This window comes from Micromonospora sp. SCSIO 07396 (assembly GCF_053667945.1).
This window is the reverse complement of record NZ_CM132210.1, coordinates 1547801-1564975: the sequence shown is the minus strand read 5'-3', so window position 1 is coordinate 1564975 and position 17175 is coordinate 1547801. Positions and strand designations below refer to the sequence as shown.

General features: G+C 70.7%; 14 protein-coding genes and 2 pseudogenes. 3 read left to right on the top strand and 13 right to left on the bottom strand.

The genetic code is table 11. The annotated features are described in order from the left end of the window. Positions 1-61 precede the first annotated feature (61 nt). Positions 62-1072 carry a ketoacyl-ACP synthase III family protein gene (locus ACWCHM_RS06960; RefSeq protein ID WP_454221772.1) on the top strand — a complete coding sequence of 337 codons (1011 nt, stop codon included), beginning with the start codon at positions 62-64 and terminating at the stop codon, positions 1070-1072. Positions 1073-1078: 6 nt separating this feature from the next. On the opposite strand, the gene ACWCHM_RS06955 is transcribed toward ACWCHM_RS06960, so the two are convergent. The 6 genes from ACWCHM_RS06955 to ACWCHM_RS06930 form a co-directional block, all read right to left on the bottom strand. After that, positions 1079-1999 carry an ABC transporter substrate-binding protein gene (locus ACWCHM_RS06955; RefSeq protein ID WP_421487925.1) on the bottom strand — a complete coding sequence of 307 codons (921 nt, stop codon included), beginning with the start codon at positions 1997-1999 and terminating at the stop codon, positions 1079-1081. Positions 2000-2009: 10 nt separating this feature from the next. Beyond that, positions 2010-2819 (bottom strand): amino acid ABC transporter ATP-binding protein, encoded by an 810-nt coding sequence (locus ACWCHM_RS06950; RefSeq protein ID WP_454221771.1) that lies wholly within the window; start codon positions 2817-2819, stop codon positions 2010-2012. Continuing rightward, positions 2816-3718 (bottom strand): amino acid ABC transporter permease, encoded by a 903-nt coding sequence (locus ACWCHM_RS06945; RefSeq protein WP_454221770.1) that lies wholly within the window; start codon positions 3716-3718, stop codon positions 2816-2818. The genes ACWCHM_RS06950 and ACWCHM_RS06945 overlap by 4 nt, the downstream gene beginning before the upstream one ends. A 12-nt stretch (positions 3719-3730) precedes the next feature. Then, a complete protein-coding gene (locus tag ACWCHM_RS06940; RefSeq protein WP_421487922.1) occupies positions 3731-4783 on the bottom strand; it encodes an LLM class flavin-dependent oxidoreductase in 1053 nt (350 codons plus the stop codon). Between the two features lie 66 nt (positions 4784-4849). Next, positions 4850-5923 carry a phosphotransferase family protein gene (locus tag ACWCHM_RS06935; protein ID WP_454221769.1) on the bottom strand — a complete coding sequence of 358 codons (1074 nt, stop codon included), beginning with the start codon at positions 5921-5923 and terminating at the stop codon, positions 4850-4852. Positions 5924-5937: 14 nt separating this feature from the next. Further along, the gene (locus ACWCHM_RS06930; protein WP_454221768.1) at positions 5938-6774 is read right to left on the bottom strand and encodes an AfsR/SARP family transcriptional regulator; all 837 of its coding nucleotides are present in this window, start codon (positions 6772-6774) and stop codon (positions 5938-5940) included. A 95-nt stretch (positions 6775-6869) separates the two neighbouring features. Here ACWCHM_RS06930 and ACWCHM_RS06925 point away from each other — a divergent pair, with 95 nt between their 5' ends. Both ACWCHM_RS06925 and ACWCHM_RS06920 read left to right on the top strand, forming a co-directional pair. Continuing rightward, the gene (locus ACWCHM_RS06925; RefSeq protein ID WP_454221767.1) at positions 6870-7778 is read left to right on the top strand and encodes an MBL fold metallo-hydrolase; all 909 of its coding nucleotides are present in this window, start codon (positions 6870-6872) and stop codon (positions 7776-7778) included. A gap of 90 nt (positions 7779-7868) precedes the next feature. Next, positions 7869-8576 carry an SDR family NAD(P)-dependent oxidoreductase gene (locus ACWCHM_RS06920; RefSeq protein WP_421487918.1) on the top strand — a complete coding sequence of 236 codons (708 nt, stop codon included), beginning with the start codon at positions 7869-7871 and terminating at the stop codon, positions 8574-8576. Here ACWCHM_RS06920 and ACWCHM_RS06915 read toward each other — a convergent pair. The 7 genes and pseudogenes from ACWCHM_RS06915 to ACWCHM_RS06885 form a co-directional block, all read right to left on the bottom strand. Next, positions 8573-9025 carry a nuclear transport factor 2 family protein gene (locus ACWCHM_RS06915; protein WP_454221766.1) on the bottom strand — a complete coding sequence of 151 codons (453 nt, stop codon included), beginning with the start codon at positions 9023-9025 and terminating at the stop codon, positions 8573-8575. The two genes, ACWCHM_RS06920 and ACWCHM_RS06915, sit on opposite strands and share 4 nt — an antisense overlap. 27 nt (positions 9026-9052) lie before the next feature. Beyond that, complete coding sequence (locus tag ACWCHM_RS06910; protein ID WP_454221765.1) at positions 9053-9835, bottom strand: AfsR/SARP family transcriptional regulator; 783 nt, start codon at positions 9833-9835, stop codon at positions 9053-9055. Between the two features lie 326 nt (positions 9836-10161). Beyond that, positions 10162-11294: pseudogene (locus ACWCHM_RS06905) on the bottom strand (IS701 family transposase). A 770-nt stretch (positions 11295-12064) separates the two neighbouring features. Further along, positions 12065-12487 carry an SgcJ/EcaC family oxidoreductase gene (locus ACWCHM_RS06900; RefSeq protein ID WP_204958999.1) on the bottom strand — a complete coding sequence of 141 codons (423 nt, stop codon included), beginning with the start codon at positions 12485-12487 and terminating at the stop codon, positions 12065-12067. A gap of 64 nt (positions 12488-12551) precedes the next feature. Next, entirely contained in the window at positions 12552-13730 is a 1179-nt protein-coding gene (locus tag ACWCHM_RS06895; protein WP_454223035.1) for an acyl-CoA dehydrogenase family protein, read from the bottom strand. Between the two features lie 216 nt (positions 13731-13946). Continuing rightward, positions 13947-15098 carry an epoxide hydrolase family protein gene (locus tag ACWCHM_RS06890; RefSeq protein WP_204959000.1) on the bottom strand — a complete coding sequence of 384 codons (1152 nt, stop codon included), beginning with the start codon at positions 15096-15098 and terminating at the stop codon, positions 13947-13949. A 398-nt stretch (positions 15099-15496) separates the two neighbouring features. Continuing rightward, positions 15497-16795 (bottom strand): annotated as a pseudogene (locus ACWCHM_RS06885) (FAD-dependent oxidoreductase); the annotation flags it as partial. Between the last annotated feature and the right edge of the window lie 380 nt (positions 16796-17175).

Sequence of the window (17175 nt, the reverse complement as noted above, 5' to 3'; positions counted from 1 at the left end):
GGCGGCTCCACGGCACGGCGAGGATGAGGGCGGCATACAGATGGGCATCGGTGGAATTCACGTGGCCGGTGTGGCCGCGCACATTCCGGGCCGGCTACTGACGGCCGACGCGGTCAGCGCAGGGAGTTGCGCACGGCGACTGGCCGCGCAGACCGGAGTGCAGGCGGTGGCCGTGTCGGCCGACGAGTCCGCTCCGGACCTGGCGGTCCGGGCGGCCGAACTGGCGTTGAAGCGTTCCGGGCGCACCGCGCACGAGGTGGCGTTGCTGCTGCACGCCTGCGTCTACCACCAGGGGCACGACATCTGGGCACCGGCGTCGTACGTGCAGCGGATGGCCGTCGGTAACCGCTGCCCGGCGCTGGAAGTGCGGCAACTGTCGAACGGCGGGCTTGGCGCGCTCGACCTGGCGGTGGCGTATCTGAGCGCGGCGCCGGACCGGACCGCGGCGCTGCTCACCACCGGGGACCGGTTCGGGGCCCCCGGTTTCGACCGCTGGAACAGCGACCCCGGCACGGTCTACGGCGACGCGGGCACCGCCCTGGTGCTATCCCGCAACGGCGGCTTCGCCCGGCTGTTGAGCCTGGCCACCGTCTCCGAACCCGAGTTGGAGGGGCTGCACCGCGGCGACGATCCGTTCGGGGCCGCACCACTGGCCCAGCGACAGCCGGTGGACCTGGAGGTGGTCAAGAAGGCGTTCGTCGCGCGGACCGGAGTGTCGTACAGCATCAGTCGGGTGGTGGCCGGGCAGGCGGAGGCGCTCAGCCGCGCCCTCACACAGGCGGGACTGGAGTTCGCGGACGTGGACCGGTTCGTGTTGCCGCACTTCGGGTTGCGGAGGTTGACCTCGTCGTACTTGCAACCCTGGGGTCTGACGCCGGAGCAGACCACCTGGTCCTGGGCCCGGACCGTCGGCCATCTCGGTGCGGGTGACCAGTTCAGCGGTCTGGCGCACCTGGTGGAGTCCCGGCAGGTCCACCCCGGCGAGCACGTGCTGCTCGCCGGGGTGGGAGCGGGGTACTCATGGACGTGCGCGCTGCTGCGGATCGACGAGGTCCCGCACTGGGCGGTGTGAGGCTCCTCAGGCCGCCGGCGGGTTGACCGCCGAGCGCGGGATCCCGGCCGCCTCCAGGTGCCACTTGGCCAGGATTTTCTGGTAGGTGCCCTCGGCGACGAGTTCGTCGATCGCGGCGCGCAACGGTTCCGCCAGTCCAGCGCCCTTGTTCGTGGCGAGTCCGACGTCGCGGCGGGTGAGTTGCCCGGCGAGGCGCAGGCCCGGCTGTTGAGCGGCGGCGTACCGCAGCACGCTCGCGGAGCTGACCAGCACGTCGACGTGGCCCTCACGCAGTGCCAGGAAGTGGGCGGCGGCGTCGCTGTAGGTGCTGACCCGGTAGGGCTGCTTACCGGCCTGGGCGCACCGGTCCTGCTGCTGGCGCAGGTCGTTCTCGAAGGTACTGCCCGCACCGGTGCCGATCGAGGATCCGCACAGCTGCCCGAGGTCGGTGACCTCGGTGAGGGAACTGTCGTCGCGGACCAGGATGCCCGTCCCGTCGGTCAGGTACGTGGTGAAGTCCAGGACCTTTTTGCGCTCCTCCGTGACGGAGAAGTTGGCCGTGCCGACAGCAAAGCGACCTGCGGTGAGCCCGGTCAGCAACGATGCGCCGCTGACTTGGTCACGCTTGACGGTCAGGCCGAGTTTTCGGGCGACCGCGTCGGCGACGTCGATGTCGACGCCGCGCGGCGGCCCACCGTCCTGCGGGTGGAAGGCGATCGGGGGGGTTCCGACGGCCGAGCCCACGGTCAGCACCCCGGATTGTCGGATCTCCGCCGGAAGCAGCGCCTTCAGCGCCGGGTCGACCTGGACGGCGGAGACGACGTCTTCGGCGCCGAGGTCTTTCGGAGCTTCCTGGATGCTGCTGGCTGGTGCCGCGTGCAGGCATCCCGACAGCAGGACCAGCCCGACGGCGCCGATGGCAGCCCGACGAATTCGGCGATAGGACACGGTGTCTCCTTCAGCGTTGCTGGATGGTGGCGAAGAATCGTGCGGTCCGCTCCTCCCGCGGGCTGCCCAGCATCGTGGCCGGCGGTCCCTGTTCGACGATCCGGCCGCGGTCCATGAAGACGATCTCGTCGGCGACCTCGGCGGCGAAGCGCAGCTCGTGGGTGACGATGAGCATCGTCATGCCGCCGGCGGCGAGGTCCCGTACGACCGACAGCACCTCGGCGACCAGTTCCGGGTCGAGCGCGCTGGTCGGCTCGTCGAAGAGCATCACCTTCGGACGCAGGGCGAGCGCCCTGGCGATCGCGACGCGCTGTTGTTCGCCGCCGGACAACTCGCGGGGATACGACCGCTCCTTGTGGGCCAGGCCAACTCGTCGCAGGAGCTCCCGGGCCCGGGCTCGGGCGTCGGCGCGGCTCGCGCCCTGCACCGAGACCGGCGCTTCGACGATGTTCTGCAGGACCGTGAGGTGCGGAAAGAGGTTCAGTGCCTGGAACACCATTCCCACCGCTGTCCGGTGCCGGGCGAGCAGACGCGGTGGAGCTTCGATCACCCGGTTGCCGCGCCGGATCAGCCCGACCGGCTGCCCGTCGATGAGGACGGATCCGGAGTCGGGCCGTTCGAGGCGGTTGACGCAGCGCAGCAGGGTGCTCTTGCCCGAGCCGGACGGTCCGACCACACAGGTAACCGTTCCGGCGGGGATGGTCAGGTCCACCCGGTCGAGGACGACCACGTCCCCGAACGCCTTGCTGATCTGGATGAGCCGAACCATGGTGCGTGGTTCACCGGTAGCCACGGTCAGTTCCTCGGCGGCAGTGCTCACCGCTCCTCCCCGGCGAGGAGCGACAGGCGTGGTCCCACCGGGCCGGCCCGACCGCTGCCCCGCCCGAAGAACCGCTCCAGGAGGTACTGGACCACGCTGAGGAGGGTGGTGAAGAACAGGTACCAGAGGGTCGCCACGAGTAGCAGCGGAATCACGAGGTAGTTGCGGTTGTAGATGAGCTGGACGGAGAAGAGCAGGTCCTGTCCGGCGATGACGCTGACCACCGAGGTTCCCTTCAGCAGCGCCGCGGCCTGGTTGGCGGCCGGCGGAACGATGGCCCGCATCGCCTGCGGCAGCACGATGCGCCACAGGGTGCGCGGGCGTGAGAGGCCGAGGGCCTGAGCCGCCTCGGTCTGCGACCTCTCGACCGACAGCAGCCCGCCCCGGACGATCTCGGCGGCGTGCGCGGCCTCGTGCAGAGTGAGGCCGATGACCGCCGCCGCGAACCCGTTGATCAGACCGCGGGTGGGCAGGTCCAGGATTGTCGGGCCGAAGGGCACCCCAACCGTCAGCCGTGGATAGACCAGCGAAATGTTGTACCAGAACAGCAGCTGGACCAGGATCGGCACGGACCGGAACAGCCACGTGTAACCCCAGCTGATCGCCTGCAGCAGGCGGCTGCCGGACATCCGCATGACGGCCAGCACCGTTCCGAGGGCGAACCCCCCGATCAGGGCGATAGCGGTCAGCAACAGGGTGACCCGTAGGCCGTCGAGGACGATGTCGGCGGTGAGGTACCGGCCTACGACGTCCCACTCGAAGGCCGGGTTGCCCGCCATGCTCACCAGCGCGAGCAGGAGCACCACCAGCCCGGCCACGCCCGTGACCCACCGCAGGGGACGTCGCGCGGGCCGGGCGTCGGCGTAACTGTCGGCCACGACGGCCGTCGGGGTGGACACGGCGCGCTTCCGTCAGAACCTGGGCAGCACGTGCTCGGCGAACAGGCGCAGCGATGTGGCCGCCCGCTCGTACGGGACGTTGCCGGAGACCACCTGCAGGCTCAGGGTGACCTCACCGAACCAGCCGCGGATGGTCTCCACCGCGGCGACCACCTGCTCGGGTGAGCCGACGAGGGCCTTGCGATCAGCCACCTGGCGGTCGAAGTTGCCCTTACCGACCCGTTCCACGATCTTCTCGTAATCGGGATAGTCGCTGCTGCGGGTGTGTGCCCAGGACGATACGGCCGCGGCGAGCGCCCCGTGCGACTGATCGGCGTACCGGCGGCCGAGCCGATGCGCCTCGTCGGCGTCGTCGGCCAGGAAAGCGTTGTAACTCATGTGCACGTCCTCGTCGGTCGGCGTGAAGCCGCCGGCCGCCGCTGCCTTGCGGTACAACGCTAGGACGTCCTGCACCTGCTCCCGTGAGTTGATCGAGGGGACGAGCATGACGCCGTACCCGTTGCGGCCGGCCGCCTCAGCTGATTCCGGCGACTTGGCCGTGGCCACCAGGATCCGGGGGTGCGGCTGCTGGACCGGCCGCGGCAACAGCGTAACGGGACCGAATCGGTAGAACCTGCCCTCCCACACCGCCTGCTCCGTGGACCAGAGCAGCCTGCACGCGTCCACGCCCTCGTCGAAGCGCGCCCGGCTCTCGTCCAACGGGATGCCGAAGGCCTGGAACTCGTCGGGCAGGAACGCCCGCCCGAACCCGACGTCGAGCCGACCACCGGAGATGGCGTCGAGCATCGCGAGCTTCCCGGCGAGTTTCACCGGATGGGTGAACGCGGGCAGCACCGCGCCGGTGACCAGACGGATCTGCCTGGTCCGGGCTGCCGCGGCCGCCAGGAAGGTGACCGGGTCGGGGCTGTACCCACCGTACGGGGAGAAGTAGTGCTCAACTGTTTTGAGGTGGTGGAAGCCCAGCTCATCCGCCAGTTCCGCCAGGCGCAGGCTCTCCTCGAAATACTGGACGGCGGGCTTGTCCTGCGGACCGACGGTCGGGAAGAGGTTGATGCCGAACTTCATTCCAGCTCCCTCGGATTCGGGCGGACCGCTGCTGGCCCCGTATGGTGCCGACCATGGCGGGGGTCCCTAGAGGCCCGCTACACCCGTACTGGAGAGATCGACACCGCTCTCGGCGAGTCGGCGGCGCAACAGCGCGGTCGCATTGCGGTGCAGCGGAAAGTCCGACCCCGGCGGCAGGACGCCGGTCTCCTCCAGCAGCCGCAGGACCCGGGCTGTGATGACACAGAACCGGAAGGCGGCGTCGACCTCGTAGTAGGCCAGATGGGCCAGGGGTCGGCCGAGGACCCGGGCGTAGAACTCCTCGGTCTCGGCGCGGGTAGGCAGGCCGGGCAGCCGGGGAGCGCCGATGCCGTCGCTGAGGAACCGGTCCATGTGCAGGAACCATGCCAGGTCGCTCTCCGGACGGCCGACGTCGGTCATCTCCCAGTCCAGGAGCGCGGCCGGACGGTCGGCGGCGAACACGATGTTGCCGAGCCGGGCGTCACCCCACAGCGGGCTGGGCGTCTGCGGTGCCGGCGGGTGGTGGGCCTGCAGCCAGGTCAGCGCGGTTCGGGCGGCGTCGTTGCCCGCGGCGCCGAAATAGTCCAACTGCTCGGCGTAGAACGCCAGGTCGCCGGAGGGCGCGGGGGTTGCCCCCAGGGCCGCCGGATCGAGCCGGTGCAACCGGCCCATAGCGGACAACGCGGCGAACCACGCCGCCCGCTGCCGCTGCGGCGAGGCCGAGGCCAGCCAGCCTTCCCGGTGGTACGACGGCAGGTCGGCGGGCACCTCACCGGCTACCCGGCTCATCACGACGAACGGTGCCCCGAGTACGTCCGGGTCGGGTTCGGCTCCGAGTACGGGCGCGACCGGGACGTCGGTGCGAGCCAGCGCGATCTGTACGCCGACCTGTTCCGGCCAGCGCAGGTCAGGGAAGATCCGGTGCCCGACCGGCGCGACCCGGACGGCGAGCGGAGCGATCTGATGTCGTCCGTCCTGGACCCAGCTGGCGTCGCAGAGCAGGATCTCGGCGGAGAATCCGGCGGTCCTCGGCACGGTTAACGGCCCCACGGCGACGTCGCGGACGCCGCGCTGGTCGCGGAGCCAGTCGGCCAACCGGGCCCGGGTCAGGTCGGGGTCGCGTTGGACAGGTACGGGCACGGGGGAACCTCCGATCAGGACACGTCGCAGAACGGCGCGGGGACGAGAGTGGGGCGGCGGAACGTGGAGGTGGGCGGCTCCGTGGCCGCGCCGACGGGCGGTTCGAGCCAGGCCGCGCCGATCCGCACAGCACGATGCATCCGCTGCACCGCCGTCGAGGGTTCGACTCCGAGTTCACGCCTCAGCGCGGCGGACAGCCGCTGGTAGACCAGGACGGCGTCGGCCTGCCGCCCACTGCGGTACAGCGCGACCATCAGGCTGGCATGAATCGGCTCGCGCAGTGGATGCCGACGTGCGAGCGTGGTCGCCACGGCTACCACCTGGCGGTGCCGGCCACACCGCAGTTCGGCGTCGAGGTACCGGTCGACCAGCAGCAGCCGCCACTGGTCGAGGTGTCCGATGATCTCCTCGGCCACCGGACCGATCCGTACGTCGGCGAGGGCCGGACCCCGCCAGAGCATCAGCGCCTGCTGCCAGTCCCGTGCGGCGTGCGCCGGTCTCCCGGCCGCGGCGTGCTGGTCGCCCCGGCGGGCCCACTCGCGGACCACTCCCAGATCGGTCTGCTCCGGGTCGATCCTCAGCAGATATCCACGTCCGTCGGTCAGCAGCCGCGCCGGCGCCGCCGCCCGGGTCAGCACCCGGCGCAGATGCATGACGTACGTCTGCAGCGTGGTGGCCGCGCTGCGGGGCGGGTGGTCGTCCCACAGTTCCCGTACGCAGGTTGTCACCGGCACGGTCGTGTCCGCCCGGAGCGCGAGCAGGCCGAGGAGCTGCCGCTGCTTGGGTGCGGTCGGGCCCGCGTCAGCGCCGGTCGGGCCGATCCGCAATCCGCCGAGCACGTCGAGGTACATCAGCACACCTTCCGATCGAGACGCCGCCTCCAGTCGTCGCCGAGCGTGTTCGGGCCCACTGGGGTCTGGACCCGGGCCGTAGTACCGGAGGAGACATGACCACCACACCGTTCGGCCGGCTTGTGCCGTTGGCCCCCGCGGTGTTCGCCTACATTCAGCCGCCGGGTGGTTGGTGCGTCGGCAACGCCGGCATCATCGTCGGCACCGACCGGGTCGTGGTGGTGGACACCGCTGCCACCCGGCCCCGAGCGGAGGCGCTGCTGGCGTGCGTGCAACGGCTGGCGCCGGGCCGCCCGCACATCGTCGTGAACACTCATCACCACGGTGATCACGTCTTCGGCAACTGCGTCTTTCCCCGCGAGACCGAGATCGTGGCTCACGAGACCACCCGCTCCGAAATGGCCCGGACGGGGCTGGCGATGCGCGACCTGTGGCCGCAGGCCGACTTCTCCGGCATCGAGCTGAGGCTGCCGACCCGCACACTGCGGGACCGGCTGACTCTGGACCCCGGCGGCGTACGTGTCGAGCTGTTGCACGTCGGGCCGGCTCACACAACCAACGACGTGGTGGTGTGGCTGCCGCGACCGCGCGTGCTGTTCGTCGGCGACGTGGCCTTCTCCGGGCGTACGCCGTTCGTGCTGATGGGTTCGGTCGCCGGATCGCTGCGCGCGCTCACCTCGCTGCGCGAACTGCGCCCTCGGGTGGTGGTGTCCGGACACGGCGCGGTCGCGGGGCCGGAGGTGCTCGACGCCACCGAGGTATACCTGCGGTGGCTGCGCCGGGAGGCGGCGCACGGCGTCAGCGCGGGAATACCTCCGCTGGAGGCCGCTCGGCGGGCCGACAGCCCCTTCCAGAGCCTGCCGGATTCGGAACGGCTGGTGGCCAACCTGCATCGGGCGTACGCGGAGGAACGCGGTGAGCCGGCCGGCGTGTATCTCCCGTCCCGGCCGATCACCGACGAGATGGTCCAGCTCCACGGCGGTCCGCTCACCACATCGGTTTGACGGCATGCGCGCAGCGTTCCGGCCCGCACTCAATACCGGCTCCAGTATGGCCAGACCCCTGGTCCGGCAGCCGACAACAAAGGAGTTCTCATGATCCTCAAGGGCAAGGTCGCGGTCGTGACCGGCGGGACCGCCGGCCTGGGGCGGGTCGTCGCGCGAGCCCTCGCCGACGCCGGCGCCACCGTCGTGTCAGCGGCACGCGGCGCATCGGACGCCGTCGGCCAGTTCCCGGTCGACGTCACCGACGGGGCCTCGGTCGACGCGCTCTTCTCCGCTGTCCAGGAGCGTCATGGCGGACTTGACATCCTGGTCGCGAACGCTGGTGTCAACCGTCCCGGGCCGCTGGCGACGCTGCCACCGGAGCACTGGGACGAGGTGCTGGCCACCAATCTCACCGGCGTGTTGAACTGCGTGCGGGCCGCCGTTCCGCTGCTCCGGGCCGCCGGTGACGGGCGGATCGTCACGGTGTCCTCGCTGTTGGGGCGTCGGCCGATCGCCGGCGGCGGGGCGTACGGGGTCTCCAAGGCCGCCCTGGAGACGCTGACCCGGGTACTCGCCGCGGAGCTGGCCGTCGATGGCATCACCGTCAACGCCGTCGCCCCCGGGGTGGTCGACGAAGGCATGGGACGAGCGATCCTCGACAACGACCGGCTGTGGAACCGCCTCCGCGGTTCGCTCGCCAGCGCACGGCCCGGAACCGGCGCCGAGGTCGCCCGGGCTATCCTCTTCCTGGTCGCACCGGACAGCTCCTACGTCAACGGTCATGTCCTGAACGTGGACGGGGGCCTGAACTTCTAGGTCCCGTCGTGCACGATGCGTCGGCGGTGGACGAACCATTCGCCGCCCTGTCGTTGCAGCAGGTCCTCGGCGGTGGTGCTGAGATAGACCCGGGCATCGCCACCGCCGGGCGGCGTCTCGAAGACGGTCGCGTAGTAGCGGGTCCGCACCGCGTCGTCGCCGTCCGGCTCGGCGATCACATTGCCGTACCAGTGCCGCCGGGTGAGCCCCGATTCGGCGAGGCGGTCGATGCCTCGCCGCATCGACGCGGCGATCGCGGCGCGACCCCGACGCGGCTCGGGTTTGACGTTCTGCCCGAACTCGCCGTCCTCGGTGAACTGCTGAGACCACTGTTCGGCCTTGCCATCGTCCAGGAGCTGGAAGTGGCGGGCGTAGAACTGCAGGATTTCGGCGTACGTCCCCGCGTCGACAGAGCGCCCGGTGCTGTCGGTCGGCTGTGTCGTCGTCATGACGCTCTCCTTCGGTTGGTGGGATGGTCAACTGACGAGCAGATGGCTCGGGCTACGGTCGGCGGGCAGGTCCAGGGCCGGCTCGGCTCGTAGGATGGCCTGCTCCAGACTCTGTAGCCGCCGGGACGGCTCCAGCCCGAAATGCTCGGCGAGCGTGCTGCGGAACTGTCGTAGGACCGCCAGCGCCTCGGTGGTCCGGCCGCTGCGGTACAGCGCGAGCGCGAGCTGAGCGCGCAGATTCTCGTGGGTCGGATACCGGCGCACCAGGACTCGCAACTCACTGAGCAGTTCCCGGTGCCGTCCGACCCGCAGATCGGCCTCCACCCGCTCCTCGTGTACGGCGAGACGGACTTCGTGCAGCCCTTCCAGCCGGGCCCGCACGATCGAGCCCACGTGGACGTCGACCAGGGCGGGACCACGCCACATGTCCAGCGCCGACCGCAACAGCCGGGCCGCCTCCGGGTACCGGCCGGCGGCGAAGGCCGCACTTCCGGTGGTCGCGATCCGGTGGAAGTCGTCCAGATCGAGCTCACCGGGATCCATGTGCAGGGCGTACCCGCGCTCCCGGGTACTGATCCGGTCGTCGCCCCTGGCGGTGCGCAGGACCTTCCGGAGGTTCATGACGTACGTCTGCAATGTCGAGTGTGCGCTCATTGGCGGCTGCTCACCCCACAGCTCGTCCACACAATCGTCGACGGTGACGACGGTGTCGGCGTGCAGGAGCAGCAGGGCCAACAGTTGCCGCTGCTTCGGAGCGCTGGGCAGTCGCCCCGGCTCCATCCCCAAGGGACCCAGCACTGTGAACCGCATGATTTTCCTTCGTCGCTCGGTAACGCCAACGATCAGAACTATGCCGGTGAACGCTTTCACTCTCCTTACCGAGGATTCGCCCGTACCGCATTGACCTGCGGCAATCGGTTGAAAACCCAGGATCGGCGCACGCTCCGAGATCCCTATCAATACTGCTACGGCAGTTGGTTAGGGGTAGCCGTGTCGCCGGTAGTGGCAGGTTCGGGCTTGGTGTTGGCGGCGTCGTCGCCATCGAGACCAGGCCCAGACGTGCTCGGGTGGGTGGGTTGATCGCACTGCGAGTGCGGTGAGGAGTCTTCGGATCTCCGGTACCGTGTAGCCGATCATCATGCCGTCGTCGGCGCTGGTTCCCCTTTTGTCGCAAGGGATCTGGCGACGGATAGCCAGGCGTGGGCGGCCGTCGCGAGGGTGATGTGGGCGTACCAGGCCCGCCAGTCGCGGACCTGGTACTCGTCGAGCCCGGCTTCGTTCTTGGCCTGCTGGAAGCACTCCTCGATCGCCCACCTCGTGCCCGCGACACGGGCGAGGTCGACCAGGCGGGTCCGGCGTGGTCCGTAGCAGACGTAGTAGCCGATCTCGCCGGTGGTGATGCTGCGCCGGGCCAGAAGCCAGTGCCCGCGGCCCGGCCGCCAGCAGATCCGTACCGGCACCCGAGCCCACCAGTACTCGCGTGGGCCGTGCGCGCCGGCGCCGGCCGAGAGCCGGCACCACGCCCGAGCGGGCAGAGCGGCGATCAACTCCTCCGCGCGGGCGGCCCCCATGGTGGTGGTGATCATGTCGTCGTTGCGGCGGGTCGCGACCACATACGCCACATCCCGGTGTTCCAGCCACACCCGCAGGGACTTCGACTGCCCGTAGGCCTCGTCCATCGTCACCCACCCCACCGGCACCCCCGCGTCCAGGGCACGGGCGAGCATGATGCGGGCCATCTGCACCTTCGTGGCGAACTCCACCTCGTCGGGGATCCCGGCGGCCCGGCACCGGTCCCGGTCATCGGTCCACGACGCAGGCAGGTACAGCTGCCGGTCGATCAACGCGTGACCCTTCGCCGAGCGGTAGGCCAGGAACACCCCGACCTGGCAGTTCTCCGTCCGACCAGCCGTGCCGGAGTACTGACGCTGCACCCCCGCCGACCGGACACCCTTCTTCAGGAACCCCGTGTCATCGACGATCAACACCCCCGCCGAGTCACCGAGATACTCGACCACGTAGTCACGCACATCGTCTCGGACGGCGTCGACGTCCCAGTCCGCCCACCGCAACAACCGCTGCATCCCGTCCGGCGACACCTCACCGGCCTGCTCCGCCAAGGTCCAGCCGTTCTTACGACCCAGGCCCGAACCAACCCACACAGCTACTGCCGCGCCCGCCGACGCGGCTCCGACCGACGAAACCGAGGCCCAATCCGGGCATGCAGCCGGTCCAACTCCCCACGCCAACGATCAACATCAACGTCCATCACAGGCAGACCAACGAACCCGACCCGAAGACGATTCGCCTACTGCCGTTGCAGTACTAGACAGCCAGGCGACTGCGAGTGGCGGCGAGGGCTGGAAGCGGCAGCGGAGATCGCCTCATCGCTGCGGCAGGAGAACCAGGAGCACCACGTGCGCTGATCTGCTGACCAGGCAAGGCCACAGTGGGGATGACAGCCGAGCTGGCGTGTGTTGTCGCAGCTCTCGCCCCAAAGGGCCTACCACGAGGGGCAGCGCCAGCGGCGGTGTCGTGGGAGCTTAGGCGGTGGTCAAGCATACTTGACCACCGCTACGTCATACGGTGCACAGATGAAACGTACTTGTGTCCGAGGGGGAATCGATACCATAGCCCCAGGTGGGGCGGTTTCCGAAGCAGCGATATTCGTAGATTTCGAACCCTCGGCATAGCCGTCTGTGCCCTTGCGTCGAACCCGGTCTCACCTCGGCATTGGGTGGTCAATCCCGGCCCCGCCCCAAGGCTGGGCGGGGTTCATCGATGGGGTTTCGGTAGCCGGATGGGCCGGGACGTGGCCCGCTTCATTCGTTCGAGCGGGACGAGACGAGCCGCAGCCTGGTCGAGCAGGGAGTCCGGTCCAGGTAGCTGGTTGTCGAATGGAAGACGCGTGAGATGTCGGCGTCTCGAACCTCATGACAGACCATGTTGTCCACGGCAGCCCCCGCCAATGAATGGTCTGCATGAACTGGATGTTCTGGCAGTCGGTGGCCGGGCGCGGGCGTCCGGCCACCGACTGCGTCAGTGCGCGGGGGTGTTCTGGTACGCCGCGAGCAGCCAACGACCGTCCCGCTTGGTGAGCAGCCAGGAGGCCCGGATCTGCTGATCCTCGGCGACGGTCTCCGCACCGGGCGCCAGCACACCGCCCTTGGTCAGCAGCAGGGCGGTGTCCGCACCGAGGAAGGTCAGGTGGAAGGGTTCACCGGTGACCTGAGTGCCCTGGTAGGGCCCGGCGAACGCGGTGGCCATGAAATCCCGGATCTCGTCGCGCCCGCTGCGGTAGAGGCCGGGCAGGATCATGGTGCCGTCCGGGGTGAACACGTCGGCGAAGGCGTCGGCGTCGTGCCGCTGCCAGGCAGCGACGATCTGGAGGGGGACGGCGGCGACGGCCGCCTGCTCCTCGGCGGTGGGCGCGACAGCGGCCGACGTGCGGGGCGGAGTCATTCGGGTGCTCCTTCTGCGATGGCGGGCGGGCCACCCGGGCGGGCGGCCCGACGGTCCGGGTGGGTCAGAGGTAGAGCGTGTTGGGGGCGAGCCCGGCCAGCACCCGCCCGTGCAGCTCGGCGTTGGTGTCCGGGTTCATCAGCGCGTGCAGGCCGACCGCCTGCACGTCGTGCAGGATTCGCCGCATCGGCACCGAGCTGTAGATGGAGGATCCACCGGAGGCGGCGGCGAGGATCTCCACCGATTCCCGGGCCCGGCGGCCGGCCGCGCCGAGGTCGGCTCGGGCCCGGGTCCGCTCCAGCAGGCTCCAGTCGCTGCCGTCGACCGCCTTGGCGTCGACCAGGTCGGCCAGCCGCAGGGCGTGGAACTCCGCCTCGTCGGCGCGCATGGTGGCATCGGCCAGTTGCAGGTGGGTCAACGGGGCCTCGCCCTGGCTGGCGTAGTCGGTGTAGGTGATCTTCCGGTCCGGCAACCGCTCCAGGAAGGTCTCTTGGGCTGCTCGGGCCAGGCCGAGCACGGTGCCCACCGACGAGGCCGACGCCACCGGCAGCAGCGGCGGCCGGTAGATGGCCGAGTCGGCGTTGTGGTGGGACGCGGACTGGCCCTGCAGGACGGCACCGAGGGGCAGCACCCGCGCGGCGGGGACGAAGAGCTCCTCCGCGACGGTGCTGACGCTGCCGGTGCCCCGCAGGCCGGAGGTGTGCCAGTCATCGACCACGTGCAGGTCCGCCATCGGCACCAGGGCCATGATCGGCATCGGTTCGTTGTCGCCGTCGACCAGCACGGCGATGATCTCCTGCCAGTGGCTGTGCAGGGCGCCGCTGATGAAACCCCACTTGCCGTTGACGACGATCCCACCGGCGGTGGGGGTGGCCATCGCGGTCGGGCTCAGCGTGCCGCAGATCCGCACGTCGGGGGTGGCGAAGACCTCGTCCTGCACCTCGTCGGGGAACTGGCAGGCCATCCAGGTGGGAATCCAGTACACCGAGGTGGTCCAGGAACTGGCGCCGTCGCCGCGCCCCAGCTCGGCGGCCACCTCCACCAGGGTCCGGGTGTCGGCCTCGTATCCGCCGTAGCGCAGCGGCGTCCGGAGCTTGAAGAAGCCGGCCGCGGCCAGCGCCTCGATCGTCTCGCCGGGCAGCCGCCGGTGCTGCTCGGCCCACTCCGCGTTGCGGCGCAGCACCGGCAACAGATCGGCTGCCCGCTGGACGAGTTGTTCCCGGGTGGGAACGGCGGTCTGCAACACGATGGTCTCCTCGGGGGATCGGCCGGGACCGCAGCCGCGGCCCGGGTCGGAGCCGATGGGCACGGACGCCGGCGACGCCGGCGGTGGTCGGGGTGATCCGACGGGGCACCAGGGGGCGGGCGGTCACCGCGCTCCACCGACGATCGCAGCCGCCCCCACGGCGGCGCACCTTCGGGATTGCGGCGCCGGCACGGGACCGACGGGTCGGCGCGGTCAGCCGACGACGCGGGCGAACGCCCGTACGGCGGCGGTGTAGAGGTCCGGCTCCTCCAGTGCCGCGAAGTGCCCGCCCCGGTCGAACTCCTTCCAGTGCACGATGGTCGGCAGGTCCCGGTCGGCCAGGCGGCGCAGCGGCAGGAAGATGTCCTGCGGGAAGACCGCCACCCCTATCGGCACCGTCACCGGGGCCGGTGCGACGCCGGCAGTCATGTCACGCAGCCCGGCGGCGTCCTCGTAGTACAGCGCGGCCGAGGTGCCGGCCGTGGCGGTCAGCCAGTAGATTGAGACCAGGGTCAGCAGCCGGTCCCGCGCCACGGCGTCCTCGGGCACCTTGGCGGCGTCGGTCCATTCCTTGAACTTCTCCACGATCCAGGCGAGCTGCCCGACCGGGGAGTCGGTGAGCCCGTACGCGAGCGTCTGTGGCCTGGTCGCCTGCAACTTCATGTAGCCGGAGAGCTCGGCGTCGAAGCGCGCCATCCGGCCCAGCCGCTCCTGGTCGGAGGCGGTGAGGTCGACCAGCTCGGCCGGGTCGCCGGAGGGGAACGTCATGAGCATGTTGACGTGCACGCCGGCGACGTGTTCCGGGTCGACCCGGCCCAGCTCCATCGAGATGACGGCACCGGCGTCGCCGCCCTGGGCCAGGTAGCGGTCGTAGCCCAGCTGGCGCATCAGCTCCGCCCAGGCCCGGGCGATCCGGGCGGGCCGCCAGCCGGGGGCTGCGGGCCCGGAGAAACCGAAGCCGGGCAGGCTGGGAATGACCAGGTGGAAGGCATCGGCCGGATCGCCACCGTGCGAACGGGGATCGGTCAGCGGGCCGATGACGTCCAGGAACTCGACGACCGAACCGGGCCAGCCGTGGGAAATGATCATGGGACGGGCGTCCGGCTCGGGCGAACGCACGTGCAGGAAGTGCACGGTCGCGCCGTCGATCTCGGTGACGAACTGCGGGTACCGGTTGAGGTGGGCCTCGGCGGCCCGCCAGTCGTACGTCGTACGCCAGTACTCGGCCAGCTCGCGCAGGTACCCCACCGGTACGCCGCGGTCCCACCCGTCGTCGGCGAGCGGGGCCGGCCAGCGGGTCTCGGCCAGCCGGTGCTGCAGGTCGTCGAGGTCGGCCTGGGGGATGTCGATTCGGTACGGTCGCATGGGCTGGCCCTTTCTGGGGTTGGCAGGTCGGAGTCGACGCCGTCGCGCGGGCACCCGGTCCGGGGCCGCCCGACCGGCGGCGGGCAGCGCGGCGCACCCCGCCCGAGGTGGCGGCGGTCGGGGCGGGACCGATCAGCGGCTCCGCGCTCAGCGGCGCGTCGTGGCACGTCCCGACGCCGGCGGCCCGCCCACGATGCCGGGCCGCCGACGTGGACTCAGACGCCGTCGCGGCCGGGGGCCCTGCGCCGCGGCCGGCGGCCGGCGGCCGGCGTCGCCGGCGTCAGGTTTCCCGCAGTGGTGGCCGCCGAGGTCGGGGCGGGGGTCGCCGGGGTGGCGGGCGGGTCGGTCGGGGTGGCGGGCTGGGCCGGCGGGCGGGCCGCGCGCCGGTCGCGGGAGAGTCGCAGCACCCGGCGCACCATGCTCGGACGCATCAGCGCGGTCGGCGGTTCGATGAGACCGGCCACCCGCATGAACGCCGTGGTCACCGCCGCGTCCTTGGTGGCCGCGTACTGCACCCGGTTGAGGTAGGCGTTGCCCAGCCGGACCTTCGCCGGCCGGTCACCGGGCACCTCGGGGAAGTCGAGGTCGCCGCTGGTGGAGATCTGCCAGGGCGTGTCGACGACCCGCGCGATGTCACGCAGGAAGACCCGGGCGTCCGGCGGGGTACCGCGCAGCAGCAGCCGCCGCAGCGCCATCACCTCGATCGCCGCGACCGACATGCCCTGGCCGTAGACCGGGTTGAAGCTGCACACCGCGTCCCCGAGCACGAGCAGCCGTTCCGGGAACCGGGTCAACCGTTCGTAGTGGCGACGCACGCTGGCGGGGAAGGTGAAGCTCACCGGGTCGGTGAGCGGCTCGGCGTCGCGGATGCCGTCGTAGACGTCCGGCACCGGCAGCGAGCGGACGAAGTCGACGAAGCCGTCCGGGTCGGTCGGCGGCTGGTCACCCAGGATGCCGGTCAGCGACACGATGCACTCGTCGGGGCCGACCTGCCCGAAGAACGCGCCCCGGGGGTGCGCGGGAGAGGCCACCGGGTTGATCGACTGCGCACCGTCGAACATCTCCGGCCGGCTGCGGTACATCCGGGTGGTGTACGTCAGGCCGATCTTCATCTTCTCCTCGACCGGCCGGTCGTAGCCCAGCTGTTGCAGCCAGACCGGAGTACGGGAGCCGCGCCCAGTGGCGTCCACCACGAGGTCCGCGTCGAGGATGCTCTCCTGACCCGATGTCACGTCCCGCAGCGAGACCCCGGTGACCCGGCTGTTGTCGGGAGCGGCGCGCAGCCCGGTCAGCTCGGTGAGCTGCCGGTAGGTGACGTTGGGCAGTGCCTCGACCCGGGTCCGCAGGTAGTCCTCCAGCACCGGGCGGGGCGGGGTGATCGAGAGCAGGCCGGTACGGGCCGGTTGGAGTCGACGGCCGTCGAAGAACCAGCGCATCTCCCCCATGTCACCCACCGGGAACCCCCGGGCCTGGAGGTCACCCCGCAGCCCGGGGAAGAGTTCGGCCAGGATCAGGTAGCCGCGACCGTGCAGGCCGTGGGCGTGCCCGGTGTGTGGGGCACCGCGCCGTGGCACGGCGACGCCGAGCACCTCGTCGCGCTCCACCACGACGACCTCGCGGTAGTGGTCGGCGAGGACCCGGGCCGCGAGGGTGCCCGCCATGCTGCCGCCGAGCACCACCGCACGCTGGCCGACCAGCGGACCGTCACCGGTCGCGGGCACCGCGTCGGCGTCGGCCTTGCGGGCGGTACGCAGCGCGCCGAGAACGAGACCGGGCTTCATGAGTGCCGTCGGCGGGTCGACCAGGCCGGCGACCCGGAAGAACGCGCTGGTGAACCGTCCGTCGCGCTGAGCCGCGGTGTGCAGGCGTCCCATGAACGCGCCCCCGAGCTTGTCCTTGACCGTGCGCGGCCCCTCGACGCCGGGAAAGGCCAGGTCGGCGCCGACCGACGTCTCCCAGGGGCCGTCGATGACGGGACGGATCGCCTTGAAGTACTCGATCGGTCGTACCTGGCCGGCGTCCAGGTGCTCGCCGAGGGCGGCGGCCTCCATCGCGGCCACCGTCATGCCCTGGCCGT

Excerpts from the sequence above, each read along its gene's own strand:
- ACWCHM_RS06940 (WP_421487922.1), bottom strand. The coding sequence starts at position 4,783 with ATGAAGTTCGGCATCAACCTCTTCCCGACCGTCGGTCCGCAGGACAAG.
- ACWCHM_RS06930 (WP_454221768.1), bottom strand. The coding sequence starts at position 6,774 with ATGTACCTCGACGTGCTCGGCGGATTGCGGATCGGCCCGACCGGCGCT.
- ACWCHM_RS06925 (WP_454221767.1), top strand. The coding sequence starts at position 6,870 with ATGACCACCACACCGTTCGGCCGGCTTGTGCCGTTGGCCCCCGCGGTG.
- ACWCHM_RS06920 (WP_421487918.1), top strand. The coding sequence starts at position 7,869 with ATGATCCTCAAGGGCAAGGTCGCGGTCGTGACCGGCGGGACCGCCGGC.
- ACWCHM_RS06915 (WP_454221766.1), bottom strand. The coding sequence starts at position 9,025 with ATGACGACGACACAGCCGACCGACAGCACCGGGCGCTCTGTCGACGCG.
- ACWCHM_RS06910 (WP_454221765.1), bottom strand. The coding sequence starts at position 9,835 with ATGCGGTTCACAGTGCTGGGTCCCTTGGGGATGGAGCCGGGGCGACTG.
- ACWCHM_RS06900 (WP_204958999.1), bottom strand. The coding sequence starts at position 12,487 with ATGACTCCGCCCCGCACGTCGGCCGCTGTCGCGCCCACCGCCGAGGAG.
- ACWCHM_RS06890 (WP_204959000.1), bottom strand. The coding sequence starts at position 15,098 with ATGCGACCGTACCGAATCGACATCCCCCAGGCCGACCTCGACGACCTG.